Origin of the sequence: Dyadobacter sp. BHUBP1 (assembly GCF_050587785.1) — a bacterium.
Classification (GTDB): domain Bacteria; phylum Bacteroidota; class Bacteroidia; order Cytophagales; family Spirosomataceae; genus Dyadobacter.
This window is the reverse complement of sequence record NZ_JBOBIH010000003.1, coordinates 192,934-213,869: the sequence shown is the minus strand read 5'-3', so window position 1 is coordinate 213,869 and position 20,936 is coordinate 192,934. Positions and strand designations below refer to the sequence as shown.

Genomic DNA, 20,936 nt, shown 5'->3' with positions numbered 1-20,936 from the left:
TTAGCATTCACTTAGACTGATCGGGATATTCACCGCAAGTCCGCCTTCGGATGTTTCCTTGTATCGGTTATTCATGTCCAATGCGGTCTGCCACATGGTTTTGACCACATTGTCCAGAGAAACTTTCGCATTTCCCGGATTGCTTTGCAATGCGAGCTGAGAAGCCGTAATTGCCTTGATCGCTCCCATAGTGTTCCGTTCGATGCAGGGGATTTGAACCAATCCAGCCACCGGATCGCACGTGAGCCCGAGGTGGTGTTCCATCGCAATTTCCGCTGCCATCAGGCATTGCTCCACAGTTCCGCCGGAAACCTGCGCAAGCCCGGCCGCAGCCATTGCCGACGATACGCCGATCTCAGCCTGGCACCCGCCCATCGCCGCCGAAATTGTCGCCCCTTTTTTGAAAATACTCCCGATTTCCCCCGCTGTAAGCAGGAACCTGAAAATATCCTCTTCCGTACCACCACAGAATGTGACATGAAATTGCAGTACAGCCGGTATAACCCCCGCCGCACCATTCGTGGGAGCCGTAACCACACGGCTGTAAGAAGCATTTTGCTCATTTACGGCCAACGCGAAGCAACTTACCCAATCGAGCGTATAATTGAAACCCGAACCGTTGCTGCGGATCTGTTCTATCCATTCGTCGCAACTCGTGCAGGCATGGCCTTTTAATAATTTCTGGTTCAATTCGGCAGCTCTGCGCTGTACATTCAGACCACCTGGCAACACACCTCTGTGCTGACAACCCAGGAAAATACTGTCCTGCATTACACGCCAGATATTCTGCAGATCTTTCCGGATAGTCGCGTCATTCCGCCAGACTCGCTCGTTGTCCAGCACCAGTTCCCAGATCGCCTTGCCGGTAACGCGGTGCCATTCCAGCAAGTCCGACGCGTCATCGACCGGGTAGGGAATTTCCGATAGTACCGAAGCGCCCGCTGCTTCCCTGCCCTCCTGGATCACAAAACCACCACCTATCGAATAATAGGTTTCCTCCAATATCTGCCCATCGGTACAAACAGCCGTGAAAGCTACCCCATTAGGATGAAACGAAAGCGATTCTGTTTTATGAAACACCACGTCCGTTTTGGGATTGAAATGAATTTGCATTTCGCCATGCAGTCGGATCGACTCGCTGGCTGCTATATCCGCGAGAATACGGTCAATCGAGCTCGTTTCGATCGTAACAGGATCGTAGCCGCTCAACCCAAGGATAACTGCAATGTCGGTACCATGCCCCTTGCCTGTTTTAGCCAACGAGCCATACAAATGCACGGTCACGTTCTTAACACTTCGCAGCAAACCTTTCTCTTTCACGACCTCCAAAAACTGCTGCGCCGCCCGCCACGGGCCTAATGTATGAGAACTCGACGGGCCTATGCCTATCTTGAAAATGTCAAAAACGGAAATGCGTTCTGATGTCATGAAGTGGGGATATTCGAAAAAGAGACTACTTCTTAACCTGTCGGTTTTGAAGTTTAGGTGGAAGTGGCGCTTTACTGAGCATTTTTTTCGCCTTGGCAGTTTTTTCGGGAAATAAATCGATATCCACATACTTGTCTAATTCCGGATTGTATCTGCCCGTATAAGTTTCAGACGATGTGTCCATCTCTGTTAATATTCGTCTCACCATCTTAACAATTTCCATAACTTCAAAAGAGTTTTGATACAAGAAATGCTTCGTAATTTACATTTTTTTCGAACGGACATCAAGCTCCACGACAATATCCCCACACCTCATAATTTTGGCTTATCGTTTCGAGGTTGTTACTAATAATGACTCTGTATAACCTATTTCTAGTCGCTGTGCTTCCATTAATATACACAGAAACATCCGGATTCTTCGAAAGAAACGTTACCGTGATTTTGATAACCGTAGCCAAGACTGTTTCCATATCTCCATTGTCAGTTATAACAAGGTCATCAAAGTCGAAGCCGTCGTCTTTGCTATCGCCAAAACCTAAATTCGCTATATTGTTCCGGATCATTTGAAATTTAACCATTTTCGTCACATTCCCATGCTTTCCCTTGCTGACGAACAGGTAAACCTCGCGAGGGATGGCATATTCAAATTCATAATGCGGGCGTTCCATAAAAGATGAAGTGTGTATGTCAACTTTTATATCTAAGCGCCTAACACTTCGATTTACTCCGCTAAAAACACAACCGGTCACATCCGTTGACCCATCGGCTTTTACCAGTCGTTGCAATCCATTTTCAAAGATTACGCAGTATTTTTGCGACCATTCGAAAGAAACCAATACATAAATTTATGATTGCAGTAATCCAGCGTGTGAGCAGCGCTTCGGTCACCATTGAAGGAGAAGTAAAAGGTGAAATCAAAACGGGCTTTATGGTGCTGCTCGGCATTACACATTCCGATCTGCCGGAGGATATAGAGTGGTTGGGGAAGAAGATCGTCGGGCTGCGGGTATTCAATGACGAGGAAGGCAAGATGAACCTGGATTTGAAAACAGTGAACGGCAACATTCTGCTAATCAGCCAGTTTACATTACATGCAAGTACAAAAAAAGGTAACCGGCCATCCTTCATCGAAGCGGCAAAGCCTGATATCGCCATCCCGATGTATGAAAAAATGATTGCGTTCCTGGAAGCAGAACTGGGCAAACCTATTCAGACCGGCGAATTTGGTGCGGATATGAAGGTCTCACTGCTCAATGACGGCCCGGTAACAATAGTAATAGATTCAAAAAACAGAATCTGAAAGTATCCATATAGGCGCCATTGCCCCATTCAATCATTCAATCATTCAGTTATTCAGTCATTCAAAATTAAACATGACCATCCAGGAAGCACAGCAACAAGTCGATCAATGGATCAAAACTTACGGCGTAAGGTATTTTTCGGAACTGACCAACATGGCAATCCTGACTGAGGAAGTGGGCGAGCTCGCGCGCATCATGGCGCGTACGTACGGCGACCAGTCGTTCAAGAAATCGGATTTGGGAAAAGACCTCGGCGATGAGATGGCTGATGTGCTATGGGTGCTGATCTGCCTTGCCAATCAGACCGGCATTAACCTCACCGAGGCATTCGAAAAGAACCTGGTCAAGAAAACCGACCGTGACAAGGACCGCCACAAGCAGAACGAGAAACTACAATAGGCTGTAAACAGAACAAGCCCGGAAATCCGGGCCTGCTCTGTTATCTATTTTTCCGAAATGATAATATTACATATCCAGTAACAGACGCATCGGATCTTCGAGCAACTGCTTCACGCGAACCAGGAAGCTTACCGAATCCTTACCGTCTATCGTGCGGTGGTCGTACGACAACGCTACATACATGATCGGGCGAACCACGATCTGACCATCTACCACTACCGGGCGCTCAACGATATTGTGCATACCGAGGATCGCGGATTGCGGCGCATTGATGATAGGCGTCGAAAGCATCGATCCGAATGTACCGCCGTTAGTGATTGTGAATGTACCGCCCGACATTTCGTCAAGGCCTAGTTTACCGTCACGTGCACGAACCGCCAAACGAACGATTTCCTTTTCGATCGCGGCAAATGAAAGTGTTTCAGCATTGCGGATAACCGGTACCACAAGTCCACGCGGTGTCGAAACAGCCACCGAGATATCTGCGAAATCGTTGTAAACCAGCTCTTCGCCATCGATTTGGGCATTGATAACCGGGAAGTCTTTCAACGCAACGGTTACCGCCTTCACGAAGAACGACATAAAGCCAAGTCCCACCTCGTGTTTCTCTTTGAATTTATCCTTGAATTTAGCACGCAAATCCATCACCGGCTTCATATCCACTTCATTGAAAGTGGTCAGCATGGCCGTTTCATTTTTCACCGCTACAAGGCGGCGAGCAATTGTCTTGCGCAATGATGACATCTTCTCGCGACGCGATGCACGTGCGCCCGCGGGAGCAGGAGCTGGTGCAGCGGCAGGGGCCGGAGCAGCAGGTTTAGTCGCGGCAGGAGCGGCAGCAGGAGCAGCTTTTTCAGCTTTCAATGCATCGTCTTTCATGATTTTGCCTCCTGAACCGGAACCGTTCACGTCTTTCGGATCGATTCCCTTTTCCGCCAGGATTTTCGCAGCTACGGGAGAAGCATGTTTCTCGCTGTAAGCCTTGTCAGCAGGAGCGGCGGCAGCCGGTGCCGATGTTTGCGGAGTTGCCGGAGCCGCGACAGGAGCGCCCGCTGTCTGGGCGATCGTGCAGATCACCGCACCAATCGGCAGCGTCTCACCTTCTTTCCCTACAATCGTCAATATACCAGCAGCCTCAGCGGGAAGCTCAAATGTTGCTTTGTCCGATTCCAGTTCGCACAGGATTTCATCCACAGCCACATAGTCACCATCTTTTTTGCTCCAAGAAGCAATGGTTACTTCGCTGATAGACTCTCCTACCGCAGGAACTTTCATTTCATAAACCTGGCCGGTTGCCGCAGCAGGCACCGCTGCCGGAGCTTCGGCTTTCGCAGGTTCAGCTGCCGGAGCTGGCGCGGCAGGAGCCGCAGCTGCCGGAGCCGTTTCTTTCGGAGCGGCGCCATTAGCCGCTTCGATGGTCGCAATCAGGTCGCCGATATTGAGCGTATCTCCTTCCTGCGCTTTAATATGCAATATTCCTTCTGCTTCCGCGGTAAGTTCAAATGTTGCTTTATCCGAATCCAGCCCGCAGATCACCTCGTCCATCTTCACAAAATCGCCATCATTTTTGAACCAGTTTCCTATCGTAACCTCAGTAATCGACTCGCCAACGGGCGGTACTTTTATTTCAATTTCAGCCATTTTATGTGCAATCTTGTTATCGAATTAAGTCAAAAATTATAGGAATATCATTCAAAAGCTCTGTTGATGATCTCCGCTTGTTCCTTCGTATGGATTTTCGAGAACCCCGTCGAAGGTGAAGCACTCGGTTCGCGGGCAATTACCTGCAATGGCTTCACTCCTTTGTACATACGGAGCATGAATGTCCAGCCACCCATGTTGAAGGGCTCTTCCTGAACCCAGTAAACACTTGCGTTTTCGTACTGAGCAAGATGGGCGTCGATCTGCGTTTGCGGGAACGGATGCATTTGTTCCAGACGAATGATTGCCACGTCGTCGCGCTTATCGGCTTGCTGCTTTTCGTACAGTTCATAATACAGCTTACCGGTACAAAGCAGTACTTTCTTCACTTTTTTCGGATCTGCATAAGTATCACCAATGGTTTCCTGGAATGAACCACTTACGAGGCTATCGATCGGCGAAACGCACAGCGGGTGACGCAGCATTGATTTCGGTGACATCACGATCAGCGGTTTCCGGAATGGGAACTTCAACTGCCTGCGGAGCAAGTGGAAGAAGTTAGCAGGTGTCGTTACGTTCGCTACGATGATGTTATAGTTTGCCGAAAGTTGCAGGTAACGCTCCGGACGCGCATTGGAATGCTCCGGTCCCTGGCCTTCGTAGCCATGTGGCAGCAACATCACCAAACCCGTCCAACGGTCCCATTTGGTTTCGCTTGATGTCACGAACTGGTCGATAATCACCTGCGCGCCGTTAGCGAAATCTCCAAACTGTGCTTCCCAGATCACCAATGCATTCGGGTTCGCCATAGAATACCCGAATTCAAAACCCAATACGCCGTACTCGGAGAGCAGCGAGTTATAGATCATGAACTGGCCCTGGCCGTCCTGAATATGCTGCAAGCTATTGTAGGACGCGTTGGTTTCCACATCACGCAATACCGCGTGACGGTGCGAGAATGTACCGCGCTGCACGTCCTGGCCGCTCAAACGAACGATATTGCCTTCCACAAGGATCGAACCGTATGCGAGCAACTCGGCCGTAGCCCAGTTTACTTCTTTTTTATCGAAGATCATTTGCTCCCGATCTTTGAGCAATTTGTCGATCTGCTTCAATCTGTTAAAGCTTTCCGGAGTAGTGATCAGCGCTTTACCGATTTTTTCCAGCACGTCCAGTGCTACACCTGTTTCCGGTGATTTCTCAAAGTCTTCCGGTTTCGATTTACGCAAGGTATGCCATTCCTGTTCCAGTTTCGGCATCGTGTATGGCAATGCTTTCTGCTTCACCATATCAAGGCGTTCTTGCAGCAATTGCTTGAACTCCTTGTCCATATTTGCCGCCAGCTGTGCATCCACATCGCCACGTTCTACCAACGTTCTTTGGTAGATTTCACGCGGATTCTGGTGGTTCTCGATGGACTTGTAAAGAACCGGCTGCGTGAATTTCGGTTCGTCCGCCTCATTGTGTCCATGACGGCGGTAACAAACCATATCAATGAAAATATCCTTATTGAATTTCTGACGGTACTCTACCGCAAGGCGCATGCAAAATACGACTGCCTCGGGATCGTCACCATTCACGTGCAATACAGGTGCATCCACGATCTTGGCAATATCCGTACAGTAGATAGCCGAGCGCGCGTCGGTGAAGTCGGTCGTGAAACCAACCTGGTTGTTGATCACAAAGTGGATGGTACCACCGGTGTAGTAGCCGTTCAGTGCCGACATCTGGGTTACTTCGTAAACGATACCCTGGCCTGCCACCGCAGCATCACCATGGATCAATACCGGCAGCACGCGATCGTAATCGCTGTCGTACATGCCATCGGCCCGGGCGCGGATGTAACCTTCCACTACCGGGTTCACCGCTTCGAGGTGAGACGGGTTCGGCGCGAGTTTCAGGTGTACATTGTTACCGTCTTTGGTGGTGATCTGGCTCGCAAAACCCATGTGGTATTTCACGTCGCCATCACCCCAAACCTGGTCGGGCAGGTTACCTTCAAATTCGTTGAATATCTGTCCGTAAGTTTTCTGCATGATATTCGCCAGCACATTCAGACGGCCACGGTGCGCCATACCGATCATCACTTCCACTACGCCCATTTCAGCGGCTTTGTTAATCATCGCATCAAGCGCCGGGATCGTAGTTTCGCCACCTTCCAGTGAAAAGCGTTTCTGGCCGAGGTATTTGGTATGCAGGAAGTTTTCAAAAACAACCGCTTCGTTGAGTTTTGAAAGAATGTGTTTTTTCTCATCGATCGAGAAAGTCATCGTCAATGCTTCCTTCTCGATTTTCTTGCGCAACCAGCTCTTTTGCTCGCGGTCGCGGATGTACAGATATTCGAAACCGATATTTCTTGCATAGATCGTTTGCAACGCATCTACGATCTCTCGCAAGGTGGCCGGACGATCAAAGACCTCAACACCAGCTTCAAAAACGGTATCGAGGTCTTCGGGTCCTAGATTAAAGTCAGCAATGTCCAATTGCGGGCGACGATCTTTCCTTTTCTGGATCGGATTCGTAGTCGCCAGAAGGTGTCCCCTCGACCTATATCCACGGATCAAATGCACCACCTCCATTTCCTTGCGGATACGTGCAGGATCCGTCTTCCCAACTACCGCAGCCTCCTTGCCGTTAGCGGCACCATTGGTGTGTCCGTTACCGGTAGCAGGGAATTTTTGATAAAAATCATAACCTTCAAAAAACTTCTGCCAGCCTTCGTCTACGGAAGCTGGATCTTGCTTATAGGAATTGTACAATTCATCGATATAAGCGGCGTCGGAATTTGCTATATAAGTGTATTTATCCATCACAAAAGTGAGTATTTCATTTACGGCACAAAGGTACGAGACTTATGTAAAGATTACGAATAAAAATATCCTTTTAACTTAACGCGAAAGACGGTCAAGAGTGGTACTTGCAACTAGAATTTCTGAAATCCTTTGGGATTCGGGATAAATTTCAGCATGAGCTCGTGAATACCCTTTGGTCCGGAATAGGAAGCGTAGATCTGCTCTACCTGTCGCGTGCTGTAAAAATATCCCAGTCGCACATTTCTTCCCAACTGGACCTCAGCGGTTAACTGTAAATAATCCACTTTTGCCGAAAAGGAATTGTACCCGCCGCCTACCCGGTAGGACGCACCTAACCCGACCTTCTCCCTGAACCAGAACCGGGATCCGAAATCAACTCTCAGTTTATGATCTTTTTCCTGGACAAACAGCACATGCGGCAGCATCATGACATCCTCGCTCAACGCATGACTTCCGCCTGCGGTAATGTAAAGCGGGCGGCGGTAAAAGGTCCCCACGATCTGGTCACCGAACTTTTGTGAAAGTACTTCCGGTTTAGAAATACCGAAATACAACCTATCTGAACGCAACCAGGCACCCAGCCCGAAACTCCCCAACGCGCGGTTGTTGCCTACAGAGGTCCCATCCGAAACGGGTAGCACGTTGATCCCGCCCTGAACGCCAAGCCCCAGTTTCCAGGTGTCGGATAAGCCGAGATGAAATGCAAACGAGCCTACAAAGCCGGTGGTGGTGAAATAGCTCGTCTGGTCATTCAATGCCTGAAAGCCTATCCCGAACTTGCCGTCAGCAACGGTTCCGTCCGCGGCGAAGGTCTGGCTGGTAGGCGAATTGGGAATATTGAACCATTTCCTGCGAAAAATAGCAGTCATATTAAAGTCCTCGCGCACGCCCGTAAAGCCGGGGTTGATCGACATCGGGTTCTGGACATATTGCTCATAAAGAACCTCCCGCTGCGCCTTAGCTACGCCAAGGCTAGCTACCAATAATGTCCCGGCCAGAAAAATCTCTCTCGAATAGTGATGTGTGTTCTTCAAAAACATCGCACTGAAATAGGTTATTTTAAACAAAAATGGCAGGAGAGTAAGTCCCTGCCATCTTATAACTCTTGAACATTACTTTTTTACTGCCGGGATCAGATCAAAAATCATAACCCAATGTTACATAAGGAATTGGTTTGTTAGTGTAACCGTTGTCAACTCCCCAGGCGTAATCAAATTTGGCATAGAAACCAAACAATGTCGTTCTTACACCAGCGCCGTAACCCATCAGGTAAGGGTTTTTATAATTGGTAACCGTCGCCCGGAATGTCTCATTTTCATCCCCAATAATCTGGGTATTCAAGCTGTTGTTCTCGCTGAAAGGTCCTTTGCCGGTCCAGGCCGTACCAATATCACCGAAGCCGACGATCTGGAAGTTACGCAGGAAGCTTGATGTAATCGCGCCGCGGTAAAGGTATTTCACCAGGGGAATTCTCAATTCGGCATTGAGCAACATATAACTTGTACCTGACAGCCTGTTGAGTTTGAACCCACGCAGGTTGGTAGCAAAATCCGCGAAGAAAATGTCGCGGTTATCGCGTTGAAAATTCAGTGGATTATCGCCGCTGCGGTTTTCTTTCCGGTTACCGAGCCAGTTTTCCATACCACCAAGAATATTCTGCTTAGGCGCCCGTCCACCGGAATGGCTTGCCGCTGCACGCACAGCGAGGATCAGGTCTCGGTGGATTTTCTGATAATGGCGGAAGTCGAGGCTCACGCGGTTGAAGCTTTCCTTTCCACTAGTCAATCCCTGGTAAAGGTCGTAACGCAGTTTGAAACGCGTCCCTTCCATCATATTCATGCCATTCACCCTGGTGTTATCGAATACAAATTCGCTGCGCACCCCTCCGTAATTCGAAGACAGATCCGGATTAGGCAGCAGCACATCGATCATTCTCGTAGATGTGAACATCGGCGATACCGAGAAACGGCTCGTAGTCGAAAATGGATATGATGCCGTGAACATCAACTGGTTGAACCGGTATTTCTGGATCAGGCCTTCCGAGTCGTTATATAATGTCTTTCTGTCGACACGCAAGCCAAAGTCGATGCGATAGGTATTATTGTTGTATTCTGCGAACAAATCGCTGTTTCGAAAGTTAGACGAAATGAAAAGGCCGGCCTTAATGACGTGGTTTTCGAGCAGATCGTTCATCGAAATGGATTGTGCATAGCCAAATCCACGGATGGGATCAATGCGCCAGTCGGAACTTGCGTCATTGGTAATAAACAGACCTTTATAGTTGTATGGCCCTTTGATCGCGATATTTTCACGAACCGCTTTCGTACGCGAGGCTACACCAGGCGTAGTAGGGAAGTTTCCACGGTTTCTTCTCGATTCGAATGATTTCAAAACATCCTCGTCGAACTCGTAATTATCTGTATCTACCTCGCCTTCTTTCAAAGCCAGCTTTTTGGGTTGATCGGTTTGCGCCGCTTTCGTAGCAGAATCCGCTTTTACGGGACTAACAGTACCGTTGCCCGAATTTCCGGCACTGGCAACGCTCAACGATGGCGGATTAACCGTCGCATTGATATCGAATCCGTTTTTGAATGCAGCCGTATAGTAACCATCATTCAAATAAGTGTAAGCCAACGCCCCGCCCGGTGCTTTCAGGTTCACATCAGCATTGCGGATGTTCTGAATATAGTTGGTCAGCTGCGAGCTGGTCTGTGAAGCGCGGTTGTATTTATAAAGATTATTTACACCTTTCCCATTGGAAAGATAAACCACGTCGTTCTCGTCGGCATACACCGGTGTTAACTTGGTCTTTCCGTCCGATTCTACCAACTTGACGATGTTTTCTGATCGCGGCGTTCCATCGTGCTCAAAAAGTGTATAAGAAGGTGCAATGGATTTGAAGTTCCCTTTGTCACCCCGTCCCAGCGAATCCACGGGTCTGTTGGAAGAGAAAACTACCCGTCGCGAAGACCCCTGGATAAAACGGGGAGAAAGGTCATCGTAAAGGTCGCTGGTGAGCGGCAATGCCGAAGCCCGCGCCACACTGATGAGGAATATATCGTTTTGGCCGGCCTTGTCTGCACTCACAGCGAGCATTGAGCCGTCGTGCGACACGTCCATGTCCACGATCTGATCCAGCCCGCGGATATTGCGTTTTGTTTTAATCTTGATCTTTTTAGTACCTACATTTTCATATCGGTACAGGTTCTTTTTGTCGTTTTCGTTAGCCAGAATTGTCAGTTCATTGTTTCTCGACCATCCCAAAAGAGGCGGCTGCGTTTTCATGCGGCCTCCGATAATATCTAATTTACCCTGGCGAACCACTTTCTTCGAGCCAGTCTCACTATCAAACAAATACACGCGGTAGCGCCCGTTTTTAATCTCGCTCACAGCAGTAAATTTCTTATCCGGCGACACCTTGATTACCGCACTGGCATCGGTCACATTGAACTCGTTCAGCTTATACTTCCAGGTCGGATTGGGATCCGTATAGAACTGCTCGGCATTCTTGGTCTGGTTCAGGTAATAGGCCCGCCAGTCGCGCAGGAAACGGTTGTAGGATTGCACGCCAAGCGTGCTGGTGATACTGGTTTGCTCGGTGCGGATGATGCGGGTAAGGTTAAGAATGTCGGAGATTTTGTCTTTTCCATAGCGCTCGGCGATGTAGTTCCAGATCGAATGCCCGATCAGCGTCGCATCGTCGCCCGTCATGAGCGTCGGCTTACGGATGTTGCGGTTTTTGAAGAAATCACGCATATAGTCGTTCAGTTCCGGTGACCAGCCCTCGGCGATGTAAGCTGCCGTACCCGACATGAACCACTCCGGCAATGTAAGCAGCAAAGAACTTTGCAGCGCTTCTTTCATATTGCCCCCATACAGCATGTCATATACGAAAAGAAGACTGATATCCCGCACCAGCTTTTTACGGAAACCGATCTGATCGCCCGTATAGGCTACTTCCACGCGCGATTGCGAGAGATTGAGCTTCTGGTCCGAAAGGTTATCCAGCACCGACAGTCCCATATTGCTCTGTTCGAGCTCAGCAGGCGAGTTATACAGGAATATTTTTACACGGTTATAAGGTGTCCAGCCGAGAATGTCGGTGATTTTATCGAATTCGCTTTCCGCATATTGCGCCGTCAGCCTGGCTAGATTGGTACCGCCCTGGTAGTGATAGATTTCAAAATTAGTGGTTCGGAAGATCTTCCAGTTGAACTTCTTATACTGGACCCGGTTCTTTCCAAAAGTCTCCTGTGAAGGATAGCGCTGTGCTATTGAGTCGTTGAATAATCCAAAAACTGCTAAAAGACCGATCGAAAAGGTTAATGTGTAAATATATCTTTTGCTCATATTGCTTAGGCTGACGTCAACGGAAATATAACGAAAAATACCTTTTTATATTCACTAGCGGGTTCAATTCTTTGCCGTAAATCAGGTGGTTACAAAACGCATTTGCCAGAAAAGGAGCGAGCGTTACGCCCTTTGTGCCTAACCCATTGAAAATAGACACGTTAGGAAACTCAGGATGAATCCCTATTAATGGCCGGCGGTCGCGCACAGATGGGCGTATACCCGCCTGAGCGCCCGTTAATGTGTAACCGGTTCTTAGCAGGCCCTGCAATTTGGCCTCCAGTTCCTCCGTCGCGGCGTCTGTAATTTCCCAGTCGAGCGGGTTCCAGGAATAGGTAGCCCCTACTTTCATCCTATTTTCAGTCAACGGCAATGCGAAGATGCCCTGATTAATGATATACGACTTCAATATAGCCTCTGTGGCTATTTCCAGGATTTGTCCTTTTACGGGTGTAAACGGTAACCAGTTGAACCAGCTGTTTTCCAACGCAAAAAAACCCTGACAAAAAATGACCGTTCGGAACCGCTTACCCTGCCACTCAACGCCGTCATCGGTTCTCGAAAGATCATCGGTGCCGAAAGCGGCTTCCACATACAAATGCCGTTCCTGGAAATACGAGCGACTCGCATCCAGCAATACCGGCAGATCGATCCAGCCCGATTGGACCACTTCTAAACCACCAAAATCCGCATTTACATAAGGCATCTCTTCTCCGGGGTCAGGAGAATTGGCCACGTAGGGACTAATCCCGGGATCGGCCGTTTGCGCGAGGTAGGTATTCTGCTCTTCGATCGACCGGAAAGGCCGGTAAATCGGAGTGACGTGCATGAATTTACAACCTAGTTTCGTTTCCAGGTTTCCGTAAAAAACTCTGGCATAAGGGAAAAGATCATCGGCCAGCCAGGTCTTGACCAGCTTTTTGCCCGTCAGCGGATTAAAAATCCCTGCTGCGACGCGTGAGGAAGAAGGCATTGAAGAATCGCCGACGATTTGGAAACTCTTTCCCAAATCGTGAAGATGCCAGGCTACTGAAGTGCCGCCTATGCCCTGCCCTATGATGAGATATTCGTAGTCAAAATGCTGCATATCAAGCATTATCGGCAGCGCGACGTCTGAGTGACAACCCGATTTGCTCGTCGGCCAGGCGCACCACCACTTCCACCTGCTCGTCGAGGGTCATGAATGAGTTATCAATATAAATGGCGTCCTCGGCCTGCCGGAGCGGGCTTTCGGCGCGGGTCGTGTCGATGTAATCGCGTGTCTTGAGATTTTCCAGGATTTCGGCCAGATCCACGATCTCACCTTTTTCCATCAGTTCCAGCTGGCGGCGGTGCGCGCGGATCATCGGGTCGGCCGTCATGAAAATTTTCAGTTCGGCCTGCGGAAATACAACGGTACCGATGTCCCGGCCATCCATGACAATGCCCTTGGCCTTACCCATTCGCTGCTGCTGCGCCACCAATGCATGCCGCACCTCAGCGATCGCACTTACTTCGCTCACCCGCTCGGAAACATACATTTTCCGGATCTCGTCCTCCACATTCAGACCGTTCAAATAGGTATCGTTGCGGCCGAGTTCGGGATGCCTGCGGAAGGAAATATGCACTTTTGACAGGGCATTTTCTACTTCCTTCGGGTTGGTAAGACTTATATGATTTTGGATAAAATACAGTGTAACAGCCCTGTACATCGCGCCGGTGTCGATGTAAGGGTAATTCAATTGCTTGGCAACCAGTTTCGCCGTTGTGGATTTCCCGCAACTCGAATAACCGTCGATCGCAACGATAATCTTGGGCATATTGGAAAGTGTAATTTTACAGAGCGTAAAAATACATTTTTAAAGCTCATTCCCCGGCCAGCTTTACAAACAAATGTTCGTCGAGTACCTGGTCGTTTTTAATAATGGCCTTGCGGTGAATCGCTTCGAGTTTGTAACCGGCTTTTTCCAGAACGCGCATCGAGGCAGGGTTGGTTTCGAAAACGCCCGCGAAAAGCCTTGTAATGGTGGTATTGGCAAAAATCCAGTCTGTCATTTGCACAACGGCGGCTGTGGTAATGTTGAGTCCCCAGTAAGGCTCACCGAGCCAGTAGCCGATCTCGGCATTGTTGCGATGAATGTCCTCCTGGCGCAGTACGCCTATTCCGCCCACAAATTCATCCTTATAGTAGATCGCGCGGTGGAAGCTTTCGCCGCTATGCCGCCCGTTACAGAAGTCGATCCAATAATGGGCGTCGGAAAGTGTGTAAGGTGAGGGAAAATTATCCCTTACCTGCGCTACCACATTTTTGTTGTTCGCGAGTTGCGCCAGCCTTTCGGCAATATTTCTGGTGAACGGTCTGAGAGTTACCTGTTGATCCATACAATGCTACTCGCCTTCAAGCAGGAAGATCACCATGCTGCGCGCCCCGTGCGCGCCGATGACCAGCGATTGCTCAATATCCGCAGTTTTTGACGGACCTGCAATAAAACAGCCCCATCCCAGCGTGTCCCGCAAGCGCACGTATGCGTCATGCATATTGTCCACGAGCGCATTACGCGGGATCACGAACGCGAGATTTTGGGTAATAAAAGGCAGCACCCGATGCGGCAAATACTGGTCCGAAATCCAGACTGCCCCATTTTCGGCCACGCCAAACTCGGCTTGCACAATGGCTATTTCCACGGTTTCCAGTTCGTGCGGGTCTGAAACATTGAGGCTGAAATCGGCCCAGGCGCTTAACGCAGGAATGGTAGTAGCCCGATTTACCACGTCTTTGTAGAGCTCTTCCGCTTTTGCCGCAAGCTCTTCCAGGTTTTTCACCACGATTACTTCGGTATAAATCGCAGCGAGCATTTCGCGGAATTTGTCTTCGGTATCTTCAAAATGGCTGACAAACGTGGTTACCGGCGGCAGCGCTACCTCCTCAGGTTTGTTCTGCCTGATTTGACTTAAAATTCTATCTCGTGAGCTCATAATCAATTCTTTCTGTTACGAACATACCAGTCGCGGAAGCTTTCCTTCGGCGGCTCGGGCATGTCGCGTTGTTTGTACCAGGGATTCAATGCATTGTTGACCATGAAAGGCATGGCGCGCATCACTGTCCGCCCCAGCCTGCCCGACCATTGGTAAAACCGTGGTGCAGCCAGCACCGTCGACATGGCCCGGATACCGATTTCCTTACTTTTATGCACGTGTCCCTCCTTCGCCAGCACCTGCCGCCATTTATACAACTGATCATGAATATCGATTTTCACCGGGCATACATTCGAGCAGCTGCCGCATAACGTGCTTGCAAACGGCAGATCCGCATTCTTGGTCATATCCAGGTTCGGTGCGAGAATGGAGCCGATTGGTCCGGCCACTGCATTGTGGTAGCTATGCCCGCCGCTTCTTCGGTAAACCGGGCAAGTGTTCATACAAGCCCCGCAGCGAATGCATTTCAAGGAATTTCTGAAATCCTTCCGTCCTAATTGCGTGCTCCGACCATTGTCTACAATCACAATATGCATTTCCTGCCCCTCGCGCGGCTTTTTGAAATGGCTGCTGTAAGTGGTAATCGGCTGGCCCGTGGCGCTTCGTGCGAGCAGGCGCAGGAATACGCCGAGGTGTTCCTGTTTGGGGATAATCTTTTCAAAACCCATACAGGCAATGTGAATATCGGCCAGATGCGCGCCCATATCGGCATTACCTTCATTCGTAGAGACAACAAAACCGCCGGTTTCGGCGATGGCAAAATTTACACCTGTCAACGCAGCTCTGCGCGTCAGAAACTTATCGCGCAAATGCTGGCGGGCGGCTTCGGTGAGGTATTGCGGGTCGGTGGCGCCGGCTTCCGTGCCCAAATGTTCGTGAAAAAGATCGCCGATATCCTTCTTTTTCAAGTGGATAGCCGGTAATACAATATGGCTTGGCGGCTCGTTGCGGAGCTGCACAATGCGTTCGCCCAGATCGGTGTCGATCACCTCAATGCCGTTCTTTTGCAGGAATTCGTTCATATGACATTCCTCGGTGAGCATCGACTTGCTTTTCACCATCTTGTCGATCTTATGTTTCTTCAAAAGCCCGAGAACGATCTCGTTATGCTCAGCCGCATTGGCCGCCCAATGCACCTGCACGCCGTTTTCCTTCGCTTTTTGTTCAAAGGCGATCAGTAGCTCGTCAAGATGAGAGAGCACATAATGCTTGATACCCGACGCGGCTTCGCGAAGCTGCTCCCACTCGGGCAATTGTTTGGATGATTTATCGCGTTTCTGACGGACGAACCATAGCGTTTCGTCGTGCCAGTTTACGTAAGATTCGTCTCTGTTGAACACTTCGGAGGCGTCCGCGTGCTCCATGACTGTTTTGGACATAGCTGCCTTAACAATTTGATAATGGTATTTAAAGAAGAATAAGAATTGTACTTTTCACATTCATTGCATTATTTCAAGTTTGCAGTTTGTTTAATAAACAACTTTTTACAAATCGAAAAAATGCTATTTTCTTGTATTGCAATATCTTATACTTTTGAATCAACAAAGTTTTTCGATCGGGGCATCGGAGTCTGAACTAAGTTCAGTTTAACTTTTTTTAGACATTAAATTATTACTCCTATGAAAACCAAAAACACTCTTATTATCGCAGCCATCACGGGCTTGCTTCTATCAGGATCGGCATTCGCTGTAAATGCCCAGGACAACTTCGCTACCGCAGATAAAACTGAAAACGCTTCAACCAAGCTGACTGTTCTGCAGGTTAAACCATTGCAATTCCGCGTTTCTTATAATAATCCAATTTCAAAAAATGTAGTTGTGCGTATTCTGGATAACGAAAAGAATGTGCTTTTCTCAGAAAATCGCAAAGTTGAAAACAACTACCTGAAATACTTCGATTTATCAACGCTGATGGACGGCACTTACACGTTCGAAATCACGGATGGTAAAGAGAAGACTGCACAATCGTTTGATATTTTGACTACAACCAGCCGCGTTGTTTCTTCAATCAACTAATAGCGGGGCGCTTCTCAGATTCCATCCCAGCGCATAAACTTTGTATACACCGGGGCTCAATATGCGGGCTCCGGTTTTTGTTTTTTGATCCCTGCATTCAGGATCTCAGCAATATGCATCACCTGCACATTCGAATTGCCCCGTTTGAGAATACCTCCCAAATGCATCAGGCAGCTCATATCCGAACCGGTAATGAATTCCGCATTGTGCCGGATGTGGTCCGCCACGCGGTCCTTACCCATTTTCACGGATACAGCCTCCTCGCTCACGCAAAACGTCCCGCCAAAACCGCAGCATTCGTCGGTGCGATCCAGGTCGATCAGCTCGATGCCTTTCACTTGTTTCAAAAGCGATACCGGCTTCGAAAATGGCGCCGCATTCAACTCCGACATTTGAGACAAATGCAATCCGCGTTGCCCGTGGCATCCCTGGTGCAAGCCCACACGATGCGGGAACTCGGCTTCGATAGTCTCTATTTTCAAAACGTCGGTCAGAAATTCGACTAATTCATATACTTTCTCCCTGAGTACTTTCGATTCGTCGGCCTTATTATCCGCCTTCAAATGGTCTTTAATATGCAGCACACAGCTCCCCGATGGCGATACCACATAATCGCAATCTTTGAAAAGATCATAAAAAAGATTGTCGCATGAGCGTGACAAGTGTTCGAATCCGGAATTAGCCATCGGCTGGCCGCAGCAGGTCTGATTCAGCGGAAATGTGACTGTGCAGCCGAGTTTTTCAAGCAATTCGAGCGTCGCAATCCCTACCTGGGGATAAAACTGATCGACATAGCAGGGAATAAATAATCCGATATTCCAATTTGAGTAATTCATTTTCTACCAAAATTCGATGGTGGCCTGAATGGGATAGTGATCAGAAACGTCCGGATAATTTCGGATCACCTTGTAGTTTTTAATGCGGACCTTGTTGTTGAGCAAGGCGAAAATGTAATCGAGCCGGTCGCCCGGTAAACCTTCGTTCCAGGTCTGCAACTGCGACCCGCGGGCAGCGTCCTGCCAGTTCCTGCGGAACGAAAAGTAAGGCTGTTCATTCGGTCTGGCGCCCATATCCATACCCAAAAGTACGGGCTGGACGCTGTTGACGAGCATTTGATTAATGTAAGCGGCCTGCAATGCCCGGTCCATGACAGACGCATATTCGAGCCGGGAGTTGCAAAACCGGAAGGTCACAGAACGCGACAGTTTGATCAACCCACATTGCAGCACTTTCGGGTCGGCACCCGCCGTCCGCGGCAAATTGATGATTTGTGTTTTTTCAAACGGCCAATTGGAAAGTATCCCGACGCCCTGCGTCCCGTTTTCATTGGTATCGGCAACTGCATAGGCATAATACATGCCCGTCTGTGCGGCGATCTGCCTCAACTGGAACTGCACCTTTCCCTTGTCTGTAAGGCTGTCGACCGCCTGTAATGCCACAAGATCCGGGTCATTCTCCTTGATTATCCTTAAAATATCCCTCAGATTCGACTCTTCCCGATTATTCAGGCCATGCCGGATGTTGAAACTCATCAGCTTCACTTCCACAGCCTGGCGGGGCTGAGATGAAAGCAATGCAAACGATAAAATAAGGATGGATAATGCGTAAAATAGTCTACTCAACCTGTTCGAATGCTAGTTCATACTACGACCTTTATTCTCAGAGGGCAAATATCTGTTCCATTAACACCCACTTTTCGCCGGGTTTGGCAGTGGGCAATGCTTGTTGGTATTTCCACATGAGCTGCTCCCATTCCTGTACTTTCGGATTGTCGGCGTCCATTTGGGATTTTGTTTCAAAACTGAAATCGTCTTCCGTCTCCATGATCATGAACAGGCGGTTACCAACCCGGTAAATGTCCATCACAGTAATGCCGGCATCGGTAATGCTCTTATGGATTTCAGGCTGGATCTTTTTGTGGTAGCCTTCGTATTCCGCAATCATTTGCGGGTCATCGACCAGGTCCACTGCAAGACAATATCTTTTCATAATCCTATTAAATATCGAGGTTGTAAAAGCGCCTCGCGTTGTTACCCATTACATCGCGCACTTCGTCGTCGGAGAACATACTCAGGTAGTCGGTCAGGATTCCCTTCGCGCCTTCGTATTCGCCCGCGACCAGGCATACTGGCCAGTCGGAGCCATACATAATGCGCTCCGTTCCGAATGCTTCGAAAACCACATCGAGATAAGGCCTGAAATCGGCTTTCTCCCAATGCATCCAGGTGGCTTCGGTCACCATGCCGGATACTTTGCAATGCACATTAGGCAATTCTGCGAGTCGACGGATATCATCGGCCCAGGGTTGCAACTCCTGCGCTTTGATGAGCGGCTTGGCAATGTGATCCAGCACGAAATGCACATTCGGCAGTTTTACCGCGAAGTTGAATGCTTCTTTCAACTGGTTTTGGTAAATGAGAATGTCGTAGGTAAAATCGAATGCGACCAGCGTGCCCACGCCCCGGATAAACTCCGGTTGCAGCAGAAAACCTTCGGGCTGACCCTGCGCCACATGACGGAAGCCTTTCAATTTCTCAAACTGCGAGTATCTTTCGAGCTGATCATACAAATTCACCGCTTTGAGATCTACCCATCCTACCACGCCTCTCACAAAGTCATTGGCTTCGGCCAAATGCAGCAAAAACTCCGTTTCGGCATCGTTCTGTGACGCCTGCACCGCCACGCAGCCATCTACTTTATTGGCTTTGAGGACCGGCCAGAGGTCCTCCGGTAGAAAATTCCGCCGGATAACCTGCATGTCGGGTGTGATCCACGAATCACGTTCCTCGTCGAATATCCAGAAATGCTGGTGAGCGTCTATCGTCATATACTTCTTTACTATGCTGGTAACTTGGTTCGGCTGTCAAGTATGGTCATGTGTTGTCATCCATTGTCATTTGTGGTCATTCGTTGTCAAGTGTGGTCAGGTGTTGTCAGGCATTGTCATTCATTGTCAGGGCTTGACTCTCAGTGACTACACTTGACAGAACACGACCACACCTGACTATTAATGACTATACCTGACCATCCCTGACTAGTTATGACCCCGAACGTAGCAAACTCCCTTACACCGTCGCCTTCCAGGCAATCGCTTCCTGCTTTTGTGAACCCAGTTTTTCAATACCCAATTCTACAACGTCGCCTGGTTTGAGGTAAACCGGCGGCTTCATGCCCAGACCTACGCCCGCCGGTGTGCCGGTCGTGATCACATCTCCCGGGAGCAGTGTCATAAACTGGCTCAGATAGCTAACCAGGAATGGGATCTGGAAAATCATGTCGGATGTATTGCTGTCCTGGATTTTCTTGCCGTTCAGGCTCAGCCACAAATCGAGGTCGTTGGCATTGCCTACTTCGTCCGAAGTAACCATGTATGGTCCCAGCGGTGCGAAAGTATCATTGCTTTTACCTTTCACCCATTGTCCGCCACGCTCCATTTGGAACGCCCGTTCCGAATAGTCGTTGTGAACGGCATAACCAGCTACGTAGTCTAATGCATTAGCCTCATCCACGTAGCTTGCTTTTTTACCGATTACTACGGCCAGCTCTACCTCCCAGTCTGTTTTTTCCGAATTTCTTGGAATAATCACCTGGTCGAAAGGTCCGCATAATGCAGTAGTTGATTTAAAGAAGATGATGGGCTCTTTCGGAAGCTCCGTCGCGCCGGATTCGTAGGCATGTTTGGCATAGTTCATGCCAATGCACACGATCTTCGAAGGACGTGCCACGCAGGAACCATAGCGGAAACCATCCGCCACTTTCGGCGCGGAGGCCGCATTGATTTCGAGCCATGCCGACAAACGAGTGATACCATCGGTCGCGAAGAATTTTTCATTATAATCTTCACCAAATGCAGAAACATCCAGCTTCGTACCGTCGGGCAATTCTACGCCCGGTTTTTCATTTTCAAATGCACCAAATCGAAAGAGTTTCATATTTTGTACTTCGGCTTTCGGCTTTCGGCCGTCGGCATTTTTTTAGTTATACTTCGGCCGTCGGCTATCGGCCGTCAGCTTTTTGCTAGTTATTATTCATTT

At 49.0% G+C, this 20,936-nt stretch carries 20 protein-coding genes; 3 read left to right on the top strand and 17 right to left on the bottom strand.

Going from position 1 to position 20,936, the window contains the following annotated elements:
* The 3 genes from ACQ4MZ_RS13130 to ACQ4MZ_RS13120 all read right to left on the bottom strand — a co-directional run bounded on the left by ACQ4MZ_RS13130 (position 1) and on the right by ACQ4MZ_RS13120 (position 2,096).
* A complete protein-coding gene (locus ACQ4MZ_RS13130) occupies positions 1 to 1,428 on the bottom strand; it encodes an L-serine ammonia-lyase (RefSeq protein WP_430845534.1) in 1,428 nt (475 codons plus the stop codon).
* A 25-nt stretch (positions 1,429 to 1,453) separates the two neighbouring features.
* Positions 1,454 to 1,651 (bottom strand): hypothetical protein, encoded by a 198-nt coding sequence (locus ACQ4MZ_RS13125; RefSeq protein WP_430845533.1) that lies wholly within the window; start codon positions 1,649 to 1,651, stop codon positions 1,454 to 1,456.
* Positions 1,652 to 1,712: 61 nt separating this feature from the next.
* Entirely contained in the window at positions 1,713 to 2,096 is a 384-nt protein-coding gene (locus ACQ4MZ_RS13120; RefSeq protein ID WP_430845532.1) for a DUF6934 family protein, read from the bottom strand.
* A gap of 179 nt (positions 2,097 to 2,275) precedes the next feature.
* Between ACQ4MZ_RS13120 and dtd the strand changes: the two genes are divergently transcribed.
* On the top strand, positions 2,276 to 2,728 hold the full coding sequence (dtd, locus tag ACQ4MZ_RS13115) for a D-aminoacyl-tRNA deacylase (RefSeq protein WP_430845531.1): 453 nt from the start codon (positions 2,276 to 2,278) through the stop codon (positions 2,726 to 2,728).
* A 73-nt stretch (positions 2,729 to 2,801) separates the two neighbouring features.
* Positions 2,802 to 3,128 carry a nucleotide pyrophosphohydrolase gene (locus tag ACQ4MZ_RS13110; protein WP_430845530.1) on the top strand — a complete coding sequence of 109 codons (327 nt, stop codon included), beginning with the start codon at positions 2,802 to 2,804 and terminating at the stop codon, positions 3,126 to 3,128.
* 66 nt (positions 3,129 to 3,194) lie between these two features.
* On the opposite strand, the gene odhB is transcribed toward ACQ4MZ_RS13110, so the two are convergent.
* The 9 genes from odhB to ACQ4MZ_RS13065 form a co-directional block, all read right to left on the bottom strand.
* Positions 3,195 to 4,769 carry a 2-oxoglutarate dehydrogenase complex dihydrolipoyllysine-residue succinyltransferase gene (odhB, locus tag ACQ4MZ_RS13105; RefSeq protein WP_430845529.1) on the bottom strand — a complete coding sequence of 525 codons (1,575 nt, stop codon included), beginning with the start codon at positions 4,767 to 4,769 and terminating at the stop codon, positions 3,195 to 3,197.
* A gap of 47 nt (positions 4,770 to 4,816) precedes the next feature.
* Positions 4,817 to 7,579: a 2-oxoglutarate dehydrogenase E1 component gene (locus tag ACQ4MZ_RS13100; protein ID WP_430845528.1), complete on the bottom strand. Its 2,763-nt coding sequence runs from the start codon at positions 7,577 to 7,579 to the stop codon at positions 4,817 to 4,819.
* A gap of 113 nt (positions 7,580 to 7,692) precedes the next feature.
* Positions 7,693 to 8,622, bottom strand: a complete 930-nt coding sequence (locus ACQ4MZ_RS13095; protein ID WP_430845527.1) for a PorP/SprF family type IX secretion system membrane protein — start codon at positions 8,620 to 8,622, stop codon at positions 7,693 to 7,695.
* Between the two features lie 97 nt (positions 8,623 to 8,719).
* Positions 8,720 to 11,932 (bottom strand): hypothetical protein, encoded by a 3,213-nt coding sequence (locus ACQ4MZ_RS13090; RefSeq protein WP_430845526.1) that lies wholly within the window; start codon positions 11,930 to 11,932, stop codon positions 8,720 to 8,722.
* A 16-nt stretch (positions 11,933 to 11,948) separates the two neighbouring features.
* Positions 11,949 to 13,019 carry an NAD(P)/FAD-dependent oxidoreductase gene (locus tag ACQ4MZ_RS13085; RefSeq protein WP_430845525.1) on the bottom strand — a complete coding sequence of 357 codons (1,071 nt, stop codon included), beginning with the start codon at positions 13,017 to 13,019 and terminating at the stop codon, positions 11,949 to 11,951.
* A gap of 1 nt (position 13,020) precedes the next feature.
* Positions 13,021 to 13,731, bottom strand: a complete 711-nt coding sequence (gene cmk, locus ACQ4MZ_RS13080; RefSeq protein ID WP_430845524.1) for a (d)CMP kinase — start codon at positions 13,729 to 13,731, stop codon at positions 13,021 to 13,023.
* Positions 13,732 to 13,777: 46 nt separating this feature from the next.
* Positions 13,778 to 14,293 carry a GNAT family N-acetyltransferase gene (locus ACQ4MZ_RS13075; RefSeq protein ID WP_430845523.1) on the bottom strand — a complete coding sequence of 172 codons (516 nt, stop codon included), beginning with the start codon at positions 14,291 to 14,293 and terminating at the stop codon, positions 13,778 to 13,780.
* Positions 14,294 to 14,299: 6 nt separating this feature from the next.
* Complete coding sequence (locus ACQ4MZ_RS13070) at positions 14,300 to 14,887, bottom strand: LutC/YkgG family protein (protein ID WP_430845522.1); 588 nt, start codon at positions 14,885 to 14,887, stop codon at positions 14,300 to 14,302.
* Positions 14,888 to 14,889: 2 nt separating this feature from the next.
* Positions 14,890 to 16,266: a lactate utilization protein B gene (locus ACQ4MZ_RS13065; protein WP_430845521.1), complete on the bottom strand. Its 1,377-nt coding sequence runs from the start codon at positions 16,264 to 16,266 to the stop codon at positions 14,890 to 14,892.
* A gap of 240 nt (positions 16,267 to 16,506) precedes the next feature.
* Here ACQ4MZ_RS13065 and ACQ4MZ_RS13060 point away from each other — a divergent pair, with 240 nt between their 5' ends.
* The gene (locus ACQ4MZ_RS13060) at positions 16,507 to 16,902 is read left to right on the top strand and encodes a hypothetical protein (protein ID WP_430845520.1); all 396 of its coding nucleotides are present in this window, start codon (positions 16,507 to 16,509) and stop codon (positions 16,900 to 16,902) included.
* A gap of 56 nt (positions 16,903 to 16,958) precedes the next feature.
* Here ACQ4MZ_RS13060 and ACQ4MZ_RS13055 read toward each other — a convergent pair whose 3' ends face one another.
* The 5 genes from ACQ4MZ_RS13055 to ACQ4MZ_RS13035 form a co-directional block, all read right to left on the bottom strand.
* Complete coding sequence (locus ACQ4MZ_RS13055) at positions 16,959 to 17,738, bottom strand: (Fe-S)-binding protein (protein ID WP_430845519.1); 780 nt, start codon at positions 17,736 to 17,738, stop codon at positions 16,959 to 16,961.
* A gap of 3 nt (positions 17,739 to 17,741) precedes the next feature.
* Positions 17,742 to 18,524 (bottom strand): endonuclease/exonuclease/phosphatase family protein, encoded by a 783-nt coding sequence (locus tag ACQ4MZ_RS13050; protein ID WP_430845518.1) that lies wholly within the window; start codon positions 18,522 to 18,524, stop codon positions 17,742 to 17,744.
* Between the two features lie 37 nt (positions 18,525 to 18,561).
* The gene (locus tag ACQ4MZ_RS13045) at positions 18,562 to 18,891 is read right to left on the bottom strand and encodes an L-rhamnose mutarotase (RefSeq protein ID WP_430845517.1); all 330 of its coding nucleotides are present in this window, start codon (positions 18,889 to 18,891) and stop codon (positions 18,562 to 18,564) included.
* 7 nt (positions 18,892 to 18,898) lie between these two features.
* The gene (locus ACQ4MZ_RS13040; protein WP_430845516.1) at positions 18,899 to 19,729 is read right to left on the bottom strand and encodes an amidohydrolase family protein; all 831 of its coding nucleotides are present in this window, start codon (positions 19,727 to 19,729) and stop codon (positions 18,899 to 18,901) included.
* Positions 19,730 to 19,967: 238 nt separating this feature from the next.
* Entirely contained in the window at positions 19,968 to 20,834 is an 867-nt protein-coding gene (locus ACQ4MZ_RS13035; protein ID WP_430845515.1) for a fumarylacetoacetate hydrolase family protein, read from the bottom strand.
* Positions 20,835 to 20,936: the final 102 nt, after the last annotated feature.